Source organism: Aerococcus sp. L_32 (assembly GCF_050689315.1).
This window is the reverse complement of sequence record NZ_JBOEQF010000041.1, coordinates 1-14726: the sequence shown is the minus strand read 5'-3', so window position 1 is coordinate 14726 and position 14726 is coordinate 1. Positions and strand designations below refer to the sequence as shown.

The 14726-nt window shown below is 40.7% G+C and carries 11 protein-coding genes and 1 tRNA gene; 9 read left to right on the top strand and 3 right to left on the bottom strand.

What is annotated here, in order from left to right; all coding sequences use genetic code 11:
* From ACRCJ0_RS04565 to ACRCJ0_RS04550, 4 genes are all read left to right on the top strand, one after another.
* Positions 1-1086, top strand: a 1086-nt coding sequence (locus tag ACRCJ0_RS04565) for an aspartate aminotransferase family protein (protein WP_431389637.1), incomplete at its 5' end; no start/stop codon positions are given.
* A 438-nt stretch (positions 1087-1524) separates the two neighbouring features.
* The gene (locus tag ACRCJ0_RS04560; protein WP_431389636.1) at positions 1525-3066 is read left to right on the top strand and encodes an ATP-binding cassette domain-containing protein; all 1542 of its coding nucleotides are present in this window, start codon (positions 1525-1527) and stop codon (positions 3064-3066) included.
* Between the two features lie 101 nt (positions 3067-3167).
* Positions 3168-4268, top strand: a complete 1101-nt coding sequence (locus ACRCJ0_RS04555; protein WP_431389635.1) for an FUSC family protein — start codon at positions 3168-3170, stop codon at positions 4266-4268.
* A 196-nt stretch (positions 4269-4464) separates the two neighbouring features.
* A complete protein-coding gene (locus ACRCJ0_RS04550; RefSeq protein WP_431387423.1) occupies positions 4465-5334 on the top strand; it encodes a hypothetical protein in 870 nt (289 codons plus the stop codon).
* A 131-nt stretch (positions 5335-5465) separates the two neighbouring features.
* Here the strand turns inward: ACRCJ0_RS04550 and ACRCJ0_RS04545 are convergent, their stop codons facing one another.
* From ACRCJ0_RS04545 to ACRCJ0_RS04535, 3 genes are all read right to left on the bottom strand, one after another.
* A complete protein-coding gene (locus ACRCJ0_RS04545; RefSeq protein WP_417893231.1) occupies positions 5466-6230 on the bottom strand; it encodes a sugar phosphate isomerase/epimerase family protein in 765 nt (254 codons plus the stop codon).
* A gap of 42 nt (positions 6231-6272) precedes the next feature.
* Positions 6273-6824, bottom strand: coding sequence for a DUF924 family protein (locus ACRCJ0_RS04540; RefSeq protein WP_431389634.1), 552 nt, complete (start codon positions 6822-6824; stop codon positions 6273-6275).
* Positions 6825-7241: 417 nt separating this feature from the next.
* A tRNA-Thr gene (locus ACRCJ0_RS04535) sits at positions 7242-7314 on the bottom strand.
* A 164-nt stretch (positions 7315-7478) separates the two neighbouring features.
* Here ACRCJ0_RS04535 and ACRCJ0_RS04530 point away from each other — a divergent pair.
* The 5 genes from ACRCJ0_RS04530 to ACRCJ0_RS04510 all read left to right on the top strand — a co-directional run.
* Positions 7479-8183 carry a tRNA (adenine(22)-N(1))-methyltransferase gene (locus ACRCJ0_RS04530; protein ID WP_431389633.1) on the top strand — a complete coding sequence of 235 codons (705 nt, stop codon included), beginning with the start codon at positions 7479-7481 and terminating at the stop codon, positions 8181-8183.
* 12 nt (positions 8184-8195) lie between these two features.
* Positions 8196-9011: a Nif3-like dinuclear metal center hexameric protein gene (locus tag ACRCJ0_RS04525; protein ID WP_417893228.1), complete on the top strand. Its 816-nt coding sequence runs from the start codon at positions 8196-8198 to the stop codon at positions 9009-9011.
* Positions 9012-9024: 13 nt separating this feature from the next.
* Positions 9025-10281: a peptidase T gene (gene pepT / locus ACRCJ0_RS04520; protein ID WP_431389631.1), complete on the top strand. Its 1257-nt coding sequence runs from the start codon at positions 9025-9027 to the stop codon at positions 10279-10281.
* 130 nt (positions 10282-10411) lie between these two features.
* Positions 10412-14140 carry a PD-(D/E)XK nuclease family protein gene (locus ACRCJ0_RS04515; RefSeq protein WP_431389630.1) on the top strand — a complete coding sequence of 1243 codons (3729 nt, stop codon included), beginning with the start codon at positions 10412-10414 and terminating at the stop codon, positions 14138-14140.
* A partial coding sequence (locus ACRCJ0_RS04510; RefSeq protein WP_431389629.1) for a UvrD-helicase domain-containing protein occupies positions 14130-14726 on the top strand: 597 nt, incomplete at its 3' end. The genes ACRCJ0_RS04515 and ACRCJ0_RS04510, both read left to right, overlap by 11 nt.

Below are 14726 nucleotides of genomic sequence, written 5' to 3'. Positions count from 1 at the left end.
AAAGACCTTGATGGGAAAAAGTACATCGATTTCATTTCTGGCATCGCCTGTAACGTATTAGGGCACGCCGACCAAGGATTCGTCGATTTTATTACCAAGCAAGCGGGCAATCTGATCCATGTGTCCAACCTTTTCTGGAATGAAAATGGGGTAAAATTAGCCGAAAAATTAAGCCAAGTTTCAAATCTGGACAAGACTTTCTTCGCCAATTCGGGGACTGAAGCCAATGAAGCAGCTATTAAACTGGCCTGTAAATGGGGGACTGAGAGCAAGGGGCCGGATGCCTTTGAAATTATTTCCATGACCCAATCTTTCCACGGTCGGACCTTGGCCAGCTTGACAGCAACCGGCCAAGAAGACATGCACACCGCCTTTAAACCCTTACCAGTCGGTTTTAAATATGTGGATTTTAACGATGTTGACGCTTTAAAAAAGGCAGTTAACAAGAATACGTGTGCCATTTTGCTTGAGGTCATCCAAGGAGAGGGTGGGGTCAATGCCATTACGCCTGAATTCGTATCTGCCATCAACACACTGCAAAAACAAGAGGATGTCCTAGTGATTGTAGACGAGATTCAAACAGGAATTGGTCGTACTGGAACTATGTTCTCCTTCCAACAAACGACTTTAAATCCAGATATCATCACCCTAGCTAAAGGGTTAGGTGGGGGCTTACCAATTGGGGCTGTAGTGGCAAAGGACCAGGTGGCCGACCACTTTAAACCAGGTGACCACGGCACTACCTTTGGTGGTAATCCATTAGCTACAGCAGCGGGCAACTATATCTTGTCAGCCATTGAAGACCAACAACTTTTGAAAAATGTGAAAGTTATATCTGCTTATATCAAGGATCAAGTGCAATCCTGGCAGTCACCTATAATTGAAGAAGTTCGTGGTCAAGGGTTTTTGATTGGGTTGAAAGTCACTAAGCCAGTTGCCCAAGTGGTTGCGACGGCGGCAGACCAAGGTTTGCTAGTGACTTCAGCTAAGGATAACGTCATCCGTTTACTACCCCCATTAAATGTCACAAAAGATGTGGTAGATCAAGCTTTAGCTAAGTTGAAAACGGCTCTTGAGCGCGAATAAGGCTAGTAGATACCTATAAGAATGTCCTTCTAAATGATATTTAATAGGTTGACTTATCCTCAAAATCCTGGTAAATTTCTTTTATAACATAACAATTTCAAAGAAAGGTCAGGTATCAAGTCCAATGAAGTTATAATCCTACTTTATTTAAAATAGTGAGCGAGAAAAAACACTGACGTTAGTGTTTGTTTAACCTGGGCTATTTTGGTAGGATGAAAAAACTTTGGACGGATACTAGGACCTTTCTTTTTTGTGTGCATTTTTAACATTGGAGAAAGTTTATCGGAATATGCAAGCGGGCGTATATCTAGGGTATACAATAGACCTAGATTTGGTTGGCATCGTCATTCTTCAAGTATTCATGTTCAATATTTGTCCTACTACAGAACGATCTAGTAGGGCATTTTTTGTGCCCAAAATAATAAAGGAGGTACATATATGTTACAAATTAAACACTTAACTATGACGCAAGCTAGCACTGTATTCACCATGATTGATGATTTATCATTTGTGGTAAACACTGGGGATAAGGTTGCAATTATTGGCGAAGAGGGCAACGGGAAATCGTCGATTCTAAAATATATTGTCGGGGATGAAAGTATTCAATCTTATCTTGAAATTACCGGGCAAATGACCAATCATTTTACCCAGTTGGCTTATTTACCTCAAGCGATGGCAAATGAGGACCTAGCAAAGTCATTGGAAAATTATTTTTTCAGGGGTCGGGATTACGCAGATGTAGATTATCAATTGCTCTATCAACTGGGTAACCAGCTAGATTTTGATGTGGACCGGATTTATGACCAGCAGTTAGTGGGGGACCTGTCTGGGGGTGAGCGGATCAAGTTACAGTTGATTGACTTGCTGATGAATGAGCCGGATTTGTTGTTAATGGATGAACCGTCTAATGATCTAGATGTCGAAACCAGTCTCTGGCTTGAAAAGTTTATTCAGCAAAGTGACTTGGCTATGATTTATATCTCCCATGACGAGTTGTTGCTTAAACGAACCGCCACCCATATCCTGCATGTAGAAAGATTGACCAACAAGTCGACTGCCCGCTCAACCTTTGTAAAGGCCAGCTATGAAGATTACCTGACCCACCGTGACCAAGAGATGACAAATCAGGAGAATTTAGCCAACAAGCAGCGGGAAGAAGACCAAAACCGGATGGCGAAGTTTAACCGCGTGCACGATTCAGTAGACCACCAATTGAACAATACCAAGGATTCTACTGCAGGGCGACTTCTTGCCAAAAAGATGAAAGCTGTCCAATCTATGGACAAGCGATTTGAACGCGAACGGGCCAAATTTGTGGACCATCCGATTAAAGAAGCGCCCATTCATATTGAATTTTCTAACGTGAACCCTTTAGGTAAGAGCCAAGTGGTCGTGCACTTAGACGACGGTCAAATAACCATTGATGACCGCACTTTAGCCGACAATCTGCAACTGACTGTCAAAGGCCAAGATAAAATCGGCATTATTGGTCCCAATGGTATTGGCAAAACGACTTTCCTTCGTCAACTTTGGCATGATTTAAAAGATGCTGAAGGCCTTCAAGTAGGCTACATGCCCCAACAATACAGCGAGGAAATTCCTGATGACCAAAGCCCTATCGAATTTATGACTACCACTGGGGACAAGGAAGAAAGAACGCAGATCATGACTTACTTGGGTAGTCTCCGCTTTTTACCTGAAGAAATGGACCAACCAATAGCTTACTTATCCGGTGGGCAAAAGGGAAAACTTATCTTAGCTAGTTTGGACCTCAAAGGCTATAATGTCTTACTCTTAGATGAACCGACTAGGAATTTCTCAGCTTCTTCTCAACAAGAAATCCGTACGGTGTTCAATGATTATCCCGGCGCTATCATCACCGTTTCCCACGACCGACAGTTTTTAAAATCAGTGTGTGACTCAGTGTATGAATTAAGTTCTGACGGGTTTAAAATCGTTGACCATGTCAATCAATGGTAAAAAATGAAAATGTAGTGAAAACTTTCATGGTATAATGGAAGGGCAACCGGATGCTGGCTGATATAAAAAAGGCAGGTCCGGTATTTTTTGGAGGAGACTACATGCGTTCATTTATTAAACAAACATTATTATTAAAACCCTCGCCAAATGATCATTTAGAACGGGTAATATTCGCTGGTTTTTGTACCTTGATTGTCAATTTAACCGGTTATTTATTGGTTATGCCTGGGATAAATGCCACATCTAGCTTAGGTTTATTTACTTTCTTACATTTTCAATCTTTTGAAGGTAGTCGGACCATTAAACGGATGGTTTTTGTGGCCATGACCTTAATGGTGGCTTATACAGTCGGCTTAATCATTGGGCAAATCCCTTTAATTGCGCCCATAGCAATCGGCCTGGTAGCCTTTTTTGCCAGACTGATCTACCGAATTTACCGGATCGATAAGCCAGGAGACATCTTCGTTATTCTAGTGATGGCAGCAGCAGCTACACGAGATATACCACTCAATCAAATGCCTGTGCAATTGATTGAATTTGCCTACGGGATTGTGGTTTCCCTAATCATGGCCTTTCTATTAGTGAAATACTTGCATTTACCTAAACAAACCTATACCTTCACCTTCCATTTCAAGGAGGCTATTCGACAAGATCCACGGATGGTGGTTGATTCTTTCTATTATGCAGGCGTCTTATTCTTCGCGTCTTATATGAATATTGTGCTTGATCTGAGTCCTTATTCATGGATTATCGTGTCCTGCTCAGCCATCCTACAAGGAAACACTCTGGAAATTATTTTAAATAGAAGCTTCCAAAGGGTTTTCGGGACCATCGCCGGACTGGCAACAGCTGCTTTAATCATTATTATCCCAATCCCGCATATTTTACGGATCGGTGCAGTAGTTATTTTATACGTATTGGCTGAGTATTTCATCCCGCGCAATTATTCAATGGGGATTTTCTTCGTGACCAATATGGTTTTGATTCAATTAACCTTTCAGAATCCAAATCTTGGCTTTGACTATCTTAGCTACCGATTTGAAGGTATTGTCATTGGGACCTTGATTGGTTCATTGGCCGCTTACTTGCAATACCACCTTTATAAGTTTTATAGCCAGTCTATGATTCAAGATAGGACCTATGATTATAAAGAGAAAATGGCCGAAGGGGTTAATCACCACGATCATCATCTATTTGAATAGACATCTACCCTGAATAGTGTCCTTTTCCGGATAATATTCAGGGTATTTTTGTATCTAAAATTATTGATTTTTGTACTTTATTCAATTTAAATTAGTGGATTATAGGTCATCCTTGGATTATGAGGAAATTTTGACTTAAAATATATATACAGAAATAACTGCAGGTAGGAAGATAGAAGGAAAGAGGTTCACTCTTATGAAATTTTCTAAAAGCGTGCTGTTATTTGCCTCAGTCATCGTCCTATCAGGATGCGGCATGTTCGGACAAGATACTGCGTCTAGAGATGCAGAGATATTTAGCCAGTCAGAAAGTACATCTAGTGGGTCTAGTGATGAAGCGGAAAATGAATCCGAGTCATCAACAGAGGAATCATCTGAAGATACTAGTTCAGAAAAAGCATCATCAGACATCAGTCAGACGCCGGATGATAATAGCGTGTCGGCTATCATTGAAGCCATTCAAGTCGACGTGGCTAGTGACTATGTCGACTATATTCCTACTGATATCCCACTACCAGAAGGGATAACGGTATTCCCAACAGCTTACACAAGTAAAACGGGTCAGAGGATTAAAATGGACTTCTATGGCACTGAAGAACAAGTGCCATACGGGGACGAACGCTTAGCTAACGGGGAATTTGATGATGCCAAAATAGCTTCCATTACGATCGACAACTACGATAGTGATGAAGCAGCAGCCGAACAGATTTCGCAAAATAACTATGCAGAAATCGGCGGTGAAGCAATAGATTTGGGTTATGGCATCACCGGCTATATGGACGCTGGTGCAGGTCAAATCCATACTTCATGGAACGAAGGGCACTGGGATTTTTCAATTCAAGCACAGAACGACGGTAGCGATGATGGGTTAACACTAGCATCAACTGTGGTTCAATACTTAGAAGAAAACTTATTAACCGCACCGGAAGACTATGGGATGGGTCGATTCTCAGTATCCAATCCAGAAACCAATTACCTAAGTTTCCAAAAAGGGAATAAAGTTATTACCATTGACGGGAATACCAATCCTTTCGAACTCACTGACTTTGCGACCTATATTAAGTAAGTCTCTCTAATAACATCAAATCAATAAGGTCGAAAATTTGAATAAATGGCTATAGGAAAAAGACGCAATAACTTGCTGGCCAGAGGGTCGACATAGGCTTGCGTCTTTGTTTGTTTATGATTGGCGATGAATCAGTATTCAATATTTAATTGGTCTAACCAAGCTTTCAATGTGGCTACACTGTCTAAGAATCCTTGTTTTTGGTCTTCGCCAGGTACAAATTCAATTAAATAATGGTGTTTGTTTGGAGATTCTTTTTCAATGGTTTGGATGTACTGTAACCATTCATCTTGACCGTCAGCTAATGGATAGCGGTTGTAGAAGTCTTGCCAGTGAAAGACATGGACATTGGTAATCCATGGTGCTAAATTCGGTAAGCTTTCGATCCGTTCTTCAACCGTTAGTGACTCTGCTGGTTGCCAATATAGGTAGACATTATGCGCAGTAATCTCTTGCATGAGTTGTTGGGCAGATGATGGTGTATCGGTTAGGGTGTCCATGTGGTATTCCAAGGCGATAGACAGATTGGCTTCGGCTGCCATTTTGCCGATACGGTTTGCATCTTCAATCATGTCTTGACGGTCATCAATAGCTACGTCCGCAGATCCTTCTACCCCGGCCCAAACGCGAATGATTGACGCATCAGCTATTTGAGCGATTTGGATGAAGGGCTCGAAATCATCGAATGACCCAAGTTTGTAGTAAGACCCGTAGGATGAAGTGGTTAAACCAGCTTCCTGCATTAATTGAGCGACTTTCTCGGCTTGCTCGATATTGTCTTCAGGCAGGTGGTTATCGCTACCCCATTCAATAGCTTGAATGCCGGCTTTTTTGGCTAAATCGATGATGAATTCGACGGAATCGTCTCTAAATGTGACTGAACATAATCCAATCATGTAAAACCCTCCTATGTAATTTGCTTTCGCTTAGATAATTGTTTAAAACGAAGAATTTTCTTGGGTCAGAAATTCAGCTTCTTCAGCGGTAGTCTTGCGACCTAGCACCTGATTGCGGTGCGGATATCGACCGAACTTGTCGATAATATGCTTGTGAAGTTTCTCGTAGTGTAAACTATTCGCGTTGCCAATTTCTTGAAAAATGGTTAGCGCCCATTTATGGACAATTTTAGATTCAGAGTGCATAAATGGCATAACCGCGAAGATTTTTTCCTGCTCATTAAATAAGTCATTAAATTTTGGATGGTGGTACAATTCTTGCGATAGGGCAAGGGCCATATTGTCTTGGTAAAATGACTTGGCAGATCCACGCCAGAGATTGCGGGAAAATTGGTCTAGGACGATAATTTCAGCCAAGCGTCCATATGGATCATCACGCCACTGCCAAAGTTCATTATTAGCAGCCGCTGTCCAAGTATCTAGAAATTGGTCGCGGATAGCGGCATCAAAGTGGTCATCTTTTGCGAACAACAAGTCTGCATTTTCAGCTGCAAACCAGAAATCGAGCACTTGTTGAAAATCTACAATCGTCATAAAATACCTCCGTTCACATAATCAGTAGTCATACGCGATTTTTGAAACATCACAAAGCAGGTGAACATTCAACAATAGTATATAATAAAAAGTATAACGAATCACAGAAAACACATTCCATATAGATGGAAAAATTTCTAAAATTACAAACTGATAGTCTTCATTTCAATGAATGTCTAGATATTGAGTTAAATTAAAGAATAATTAACAAGGGTAGATTCAAAAGCTCTTCGGTGATTTTGAAAAGGAGAAGTACAATGACTTAACAGATAAGTGGAATGTTTATTAAGCACTAATTGATATTTTCTAATAGGTGCAAATGGTTATGTAGAGAGCGAAAAAAAATAGTGTTGCCAGGAACTGAATAGACGTCCTAGCAACACTATATTTAATTTTACTTATTTATCAATATAATTATGCCGAATGCAAGAATCGAACTTGTGACCCCCTCATTACGAATGAGATGCTCTACCAACTGAGCTAATTCGGCGAAAAATACTAAACTTCCTTTTCTAAAACATGGAATATTTTACGCCTAATATTTTTTATTGTAAAGTGAAAATTATCTTATTATTTTGCGAAGCAAATCCCTAAAAAATACCTGAATCTTTGTTATAATTGTTCTGTATTGAAAACGAGTGGAGAAGATAAATTATGAATGTAAATCACTTATCAGACCGACTAGCATCGGTCGCATCTTTTGTGAAAGACGGCGCGCGACTGGCAGATATTGGGTCAGACCACGCATACTTACCAACCAATTTGGCCAGTCAAGATAAAATCACAAGTGCGATTGCGGGGGAGGTTGTAGCAGGTCCTTTTCAGTCTGCCCAACAAGAAATTACCCGTCAGGAATTAGGTCATATGGTTGAAGCGCGGCTTGGCGACGGGTTAGCTGTTATTGAACCAGCAGACCAAATTGACACCATTACCATTTGTGGAATGGGTGGGGCTTTAATCGTGGATATTTTAGCGCAAGGCTTAATCGACGGCAAATTAGCGACTAATCCACGTCTTATTCTGCAACCAAATGTGGCAGAAGACAAGGTGCGTCAATGGTTAAATACCCATTCTTATGAGATCGTTGATGAAGCGATGATTGCTGAAAATGGTAAGTTCTATGAAGTGATTGTGGCGGATTATCGAGACAACCTACAACAAGAATTGACCAGTGACGATATTTTATTTGGCTTATTCAACAAAGAAAAACATACAGCCATTTTCCAGGAAAAATGGCAATTAGAATTGAAACGGACCAACTATGTATTAGACCAACTTGAACAAGCCAATAACCGCGATGAAAATAAGATCGCTCGCTATCAAGAATTGAAGGCAGCGATACAAGCACAATTAGCTTAAGGAGGCATTGATTTGTCACTCACAATTAGAGATTTTATCCAGCAATTCCAAACTTTTGCACCAGAATACTATGCCGTTGAAGGAGACCCAACTGGCTTACATTTTGGCCGTCTCGACCAAGAGGTTCACAAGATTTTGGTGACTTTAGATATTCGCCCTGAAGTGGTTGAAGAAGCTAAGGCAATTGGCGCTGATTTCATTTTTGCCCATCACCCACCAATCTTTAAACCGGTGAAACGTTTAACGGAAGATGATCCGCAACAAGCGATGTATGCGGAAATCATTCGCTCAGGCATTGGGATATATGCAGCGCATACCAATTTGGATGCTGCGCCAGCTGGGATGAATGACTGGCTTTCTGATTTGTACGAGATTGAAAATGTAGAAGTTTTGCGAGCCCATACGATAGATGAAGCGACAGGGCAATCGATTGGTATTGGACGCATCGGAGATTTAGCTGAACCGATGACTCTTGAAGCTTTTGGTGAATTTGTGAAAGTAAAAACGTGCGTCAATGGCTTAAGAATGGTCGTTGCTGATAAGGATAGACCAGTTAAACGGGTGGCTATCCTAGGTGGTGACGGTGGTTCTTACTTCCAGGATGCACTGGCTAAGGGTGCGGACACCTTTATAACTGGAGACGTTTACTACCATACCGCCCACGATATGATTGCAGCGGGCTTGAATGTGATCGACCCAGGTCACCATTTTGAATCTATCGTAAAAGCAAAAATGACAGACAAGTTTAAGCAATGGAACGATGAAAATAACTGGCAGGTTGACATAGTTGCTAGCCAATTAAATACGGATCCATTTACATTTATATAGGAGGAAATACTAAATGACTTATCAAATCAAAGACCAAGAATTATTAAACCGCTTTGTGACTTATGCAAAAGAGAATACGCGCTCAAACGAGGCGAATGCGGACCAAGTCCCTTCATCACCAAACCAAGTAGCATTTGCTAAGAAATTAGCCAAAGAATTAACGGCGTTAGGTTTTTCAGATGTTTTCTACAATGAAAAAGACTCATTCGTTACAGCGACAATTCCTGCAACAGATGACAGCAAAGACTACCCAACAATCGGTTTCTTTGCCCACGTAGATACGGCAGATTTTAACGCTGAAAATGTTAACCCACAAATCATTGAAAACTATGATGGCGGCGTAATTCCTTTAGGTGATTCTGACTATGAATTAAATCCTGCTGAGTTTGATTCTTTAAACAAATATGTCGGTCAAACTTTGATTACTACCGATGGGACAACTTTACTTGGTGCAGATGACAAGGCGGGTATCGCTGAAATCGTTACCGCTGGTAAATACTTAATCGACAATCCATCCATTAAACATGGAGAAGTGAAGGTGGCTTTTGGTCCGGATGAAGAAATTGGTGTTGGGGCTGACCGCTTTGACGTTGAACGTTTTGCGGCTGACTTTGCCTACACTATGGACGGTGGCCCACTAGGTGAATTAGAATTTGAAACTTTCAATGCGGCTTCAGCATTGGTTGAAGTAGCAGGTAAAAACATTCACCCGGGTTCAGCGAAGGATTTAATGATCAATGCCTTACAAGTGGCTATCGATATCCATAACCAATTACCAGAAAATGAACGTCCTGAAAATACAGAAGGGCGCGAAGGTTTCTTCCACTTAATGGGTATGGAAGGGAATGTAGAAGCTGCTAAAGCGACTTACATTATTCGTGACCATGACCGTCAACAATTTGAAAACCGCAAGGCATTAATCCAAGATGCTGCAGGTAAATTAAATGCATTTTATGGTAGTGACATTGCCACAGTTACTTTAAATGATCAATATTACAACATGGGTGAAATTATTAAAAAAGATATGCGCCCTGTGACGCTTGCTGAAAATGCATTTGCTGCTGTAGATATCCAACCAGATACTATTGCGGTTCGTGGTGGTACCGATGGGTCTAAATTGACTTACATGGGACTACCAACACCAAACTTATTTGCTGGTGGGGAAAATATGCATGGTCGTTTTGAATATGTCAGCCTAGAAACGATGGTGAAGGCAACTGAAGTTATTCTAGCCATCATTGAAGGTGCTGGCGATTACAACAATCTATAAAATACTATTTTTAAATATATGAAGGTAAAAACATTTACCGCAAAGAAAGAAGTTGGCGTCTATCCGGTGCCAACTTCTCCTTTTATATATTTAGCAATTAAAAAAAGTTGCTTTTACAAAAGGAGTGCTTATGAATTTACAGTTTATTTTAAAGACCCCGACACAAAATAACCTGAAATCTGTATATGAAGACATTGATGCTTATCTAAGAGCAGATGTCGAAAATCAAGTCTTTATTATCACTGACGACAATATGAAATTTGATTTAGAGATGTCTGTTTTACGTCAAATGAAGGCAGTCCAGTTGAATGCTGGCCATACAACTGACAATAAACATGCTGGCATGATGCGACTACAAGTGCAGTCTTTCAAACGGTTAGCTTGGTATTTATTGCAGAAACAAGATAGTCAATCAGTTAGGGACGTTTCAGATATTGGTAATATCATGGTTATCGGTCGCGTTTTAGCGGATATGAAAGATGACTTATTGGTATACCGGGGTGAATACGACCAGATTGGATTTGTGGAAGCCTTGGCTGACTTGTTTAAAGAGTTAGTGAACGGTCAAATTACCAGTGACGTCTTTTTAAATTCGTTATCTAGCTATGAGTCTAGTGACCAGCCCTTGATTCAAAATCAAGTGAAGAAAATGAAAGAATTGGCTGCAATTTACGGAGAGTATGAAAAATATTTAGCGGGCTTAACTATGGTAGACCAAAATGTTTTTGCCCAATTGAGACAGGCAATTTCAGACCAAGATTTATCTAAAACAAGAATTATCATTACGGGCTTTGATTATTTTAATGCCCAAGAGTTGGAGACGATTGTTGCCTTCCTTGAAAATTGTCCACAAGTGCAAATTGTGCTGAATTTAGATCAACCTTATGACTTTAGGACGCCGGACTGGTATGAGTTATTTACGGTAACAGGGAAAACTTACAATCAATTGATGCAATTCGTTAGAAAGCAAGAGATTCCATTTGCTAATCCTATAGTTGCTGAATCGGATAATAGTTATGCAGATGGTTTTAAAGTTTTAGATCATTATCTAAGAACGGACAACCGTATTGAAAGTGGCCAAGTTCCGCAAACTGATCCTGCTAAAACGGCAGTCAATCAGGTTATGGAAATTTGGGAAGTACCGTCTACTCATATGGAAGCTGACCAAGTAGCCAATGAAATTTATCGATTAGTGGCAGATCCAAATACCGATTACCGCTACAAGGATATCCAAATCCTATCTAGAGATGAGGATGCCTATCAACACGCTTTACAGGCGGCTCTTGACGCCAATGAAGTTCCTTATTTCACTAATTTGCAAGAGGATATGGCTCTCCATCCGCTTTATCGATTAATGATGAGCTTATACCGGGTTTACCAAGGTAATTGGCGGTATCAAGATGTCTTTGATTTACTGCGTAGTGAATTATTAACGCCAGTTGATTTGGATGACTTGACCCATTGGAATGATCCAACTTTTGATTCAGTAGAGGTTGTATCGGATGAATTGTCAGCTTCCAAAAAGGAGCAAATTCAATTCCGTGATGCGATCGATTTGACAGAAAATGTTGTTTTACGAAATGGTTATGAAGGACAATTTTGGTGGTCTAAAGACCGGATTTGGTCCTATATTTTAGTGGGGGAAGACGGCGAAAAGGTCGGGACGAAACGTGATATTGCGATCGAAGCAACCGCTAACCAGGTAAAAGCTTTTGTTGTTGGGGCCTTGTCGCCACTATTTGACAATTGGAAAAAGGATCAAACGACTGAAGCGGCTATTACATATTTCTATCAATTCCTAACCAATAATGGGATTCCAACCAATTTGATGAATTGGCGGGACAGCTATTTAGAGGCTGGGCAATTACAAGAGGCGAGACAACACGAACAGGCTTGGCAAACCTTTATCCATATGTTGGACGACTATGTTCTCTTATTTGGTGAGGAAGCATTTGACTTAGAATACTTCTTTAAGATTTTAGATTTGGCCTTTCAAAATGCAAGCTATGCCATGGTGCCACCAACAATGGACTCTGTTACAATTGGCTCTTTTGATGAAAATAAGGTTGATGCAAAGAAAATCACTTTTCTTTTAGGTATGTCCAAATATGCCTTACCGGTGGTCTATGAAGAGAAATCTCTTTTAACCAACGAGGACCGGCAATTAGTGGTTAGTCAATTAGATGACTTACAAGCCTTAAAACAATCGGCAGATAGTAAGAATAACAACGAGGCCTATAAAGCTTATTTGGCATTCCTGTCTGCCACAGATCATTTATATATTTCCTATCCCTTGAATAATGGCGATGCGGATACTGAAGGCTTGTCGCCAATGATCGGCCGTATTGCAGAGGCTTTTGATATTCAAACCAAATATCTACGGCAACCGTCTGACCATGCAGCTGAAGAAACCTTGTTGAAACTAGGTAATGGTCACACCCAAGTCCGTTATCTACTGAAAGCCGTGGCCCAAGATGCCCATGGCCAACAAAGTTTAAGCCAGATATGGCGGCCTGTATATGACCAGGTAGTATCCAATCAATCTACTGCTGGTTTCTTTAAATGGTTGCAGTCTAGTTTGACCTACCATAATACGGTACTGCCACTTACACCAGAATTGTCCCGGTCTTTATACGGGGATATTTTGGCCGTATCTGTTTCCCAGCTTGAACTCTATAATCGAGATCCCTTCTCTTATTATTTGAAATATGGGTTGAAATTGAAAGAGCGACCTAGCTTCCAATTAGATTCCTTACAAACAGGGAACTACTTCCATGAGATGTTGGACCACTTTTTCAAGGAAGTAAATCAAAAAGATTTTGATTTGGCGAAGCTTTCTGATGGCGAGGTTAAGGGAATTTTAGGGGAAGTAACGGATAAGCTAAATGATCCGGATGTCTATCCTGAGTACACGGTCTTTAAAGTCAACCACCGCAATAGTTACTTGCAGGAATCGATGAAAGAGACCATTCAGTTGCTGGTTGAAAATATGATCAAGCAACGCCAAGCGGTTAATGTGGAAACTATCGAAACGGAACAACGGTTTGGTTATACCCAAAATGAGGACGAGGAAGAAGAGACTATCACGCATTTCACTTTAGCAAATGGGCAAGAAGTACGTTTACGCGGTAAAATCGACCGGATTGATGCGGTGTCACAGATTGAAAGTGGCCTGAAACAAAACTTCATCCAAGTGGTGGATTATAAGTCATCGGCGCATGATGTGAAATTTGACCAGATTTATGTGGGGTCCCAATTACAACTTTATACTTATTTGAAGGTTGCGTTAGACCAGTTAAATCAAGATGGTCTAACTGCCATACCACTAGGTGCTTTCTATCAACGGATTTTCCAACCTCAGGTGAAAATTGAAAAGCAAACAGATTTGACTGACAAAAATATTGTGGATCAAATTTTAGCCGACTTGAAACTATCGGGTTATGTACGGGCTGACTATGATTTATTAGAAGATATTCATAGCGAAGGACTTGAACCCGGCGGGAAGTCGAGCGTTTATGCGGTTAGCCGAAAGAAAGATGGCGATTTCGCTAAAGCTGCCAAGGTCTTAACCCAGGATGAGTTGAATAAGTTGTTAGCCTTTGTGGAAGAGAAGATTGTGGCTACAGCAGAACAAATTATGTCTGGCCATATTGCGCTAGATCCGCTTGATGATGATCCGTACATTCCGTCCATGACTGAACCTTACCGGTCTGTATCTATGTTTGATGCAACAGACTATACAAATAAATATCGACCAAATCCGTCTATGAATAAGGATGCATTTTTCCAAGCCTTAATGACAGATACTCATGTAAATGAAAATGAAGCAGAGGAGGACCAGATAGACGATGAAGAATAGACAAAAGCAAACCACTATTCCATTGCAAACAGAAGCTAATGCTCGTTATACAGCCGACCAATGGGCAGCGATTCATTTAGAGGGGGATAACCTGCTCGTTTCAGCCTCTGCTGGTTCTGGTAAAACCAGTGTACTTGTCCAACGTATCTTACAGAAGGTACGACGCGGCTATGGGGTGGATGAGTTACTGGTTGTAACGTTTACCGAAAAAGCGGCTAGTGAAATGAAAGAGCGATTGGAAGTAGCCTTACAAGAAATGATCAATGAAGAATCTGACCCTGACAGCCGTCAACACTACCTGCAACAAATCGCCAAATTACCGCAAGCCAATATTTCAACCATTGACGCCTTTTGTAAGCAGGTCATTCAACGTTATTATTTTTTGATTGATCTAGACCCAGTTTACCGATTAATAACCGATGAAACTGAAAATATGATGCATTTTGAAAATGTTTGGGAGGCCTTGAAAGAGGACTTATTAGCAGAAGGCAATCCAGATTATTTACGTATGTCAAAACACTTTGCTTCCGACCGTAAAGATGACAAGATTGACCAGTTGATTTTTGACCTATACAACAAATCTCGG

Coding starts and splice junctions, on each gene's coding strand:
- ACRCJ0_RS04530 (WP_431389633.1), top strand. CDS start 7,479: ATGAATGTAAATCACTTATCAGACCGACTAGCATCGGTCGCATCTTTT.
- ACRCJ0_RS04555 (WP_431389635.1), top strand. CDS start 3,168: ATGCGTTCATTTATTAAACAAACATTATTATTAAAACCCTCGCCAAAT.
- ACRCJ0_RS04515 (WP_431389630.1), top strand. CDS start 10,412: ATGAATTTACAGTTTATTTTAAAGACCCCGACACAAAATAACCTGAAA.
- pepT (WP_431389631.1), top strand. CDS start 9,025: ATGACTTATCAAATCAAAGACCAAGAATTATTAAACCGCTTTGTGACT.
- ACRCJ0_RS04540 (WP_431389634.1), bottom strand. CDS start 6,824: ATGACGATTGTAGATTTTCAACAAGTGCTCGATTTCTGGTTTGCAGCT.
- ACRCJ0_RS04545 (WP_417893231.1), bottom strand. CDS start 6,230: ATGATTGGATTATGTTCAGTCACATTTAGAGACGATTCCGTCGAATTC.
- ACRCJ0_RS04560 (WP_431389636.1), top strand. CDS start 1,525: ATGTTACAAATTAAACACTTAACTATGACGCAAGCTAGCACTGTATTC.
- ACRCJ0_RS04550 (WP_431387423.1), top strand. CDS start 4,465: ATGAAATTTTCTAAAAGCGTGCTGTTATTTGCCTCAGTCATCGTCCTA.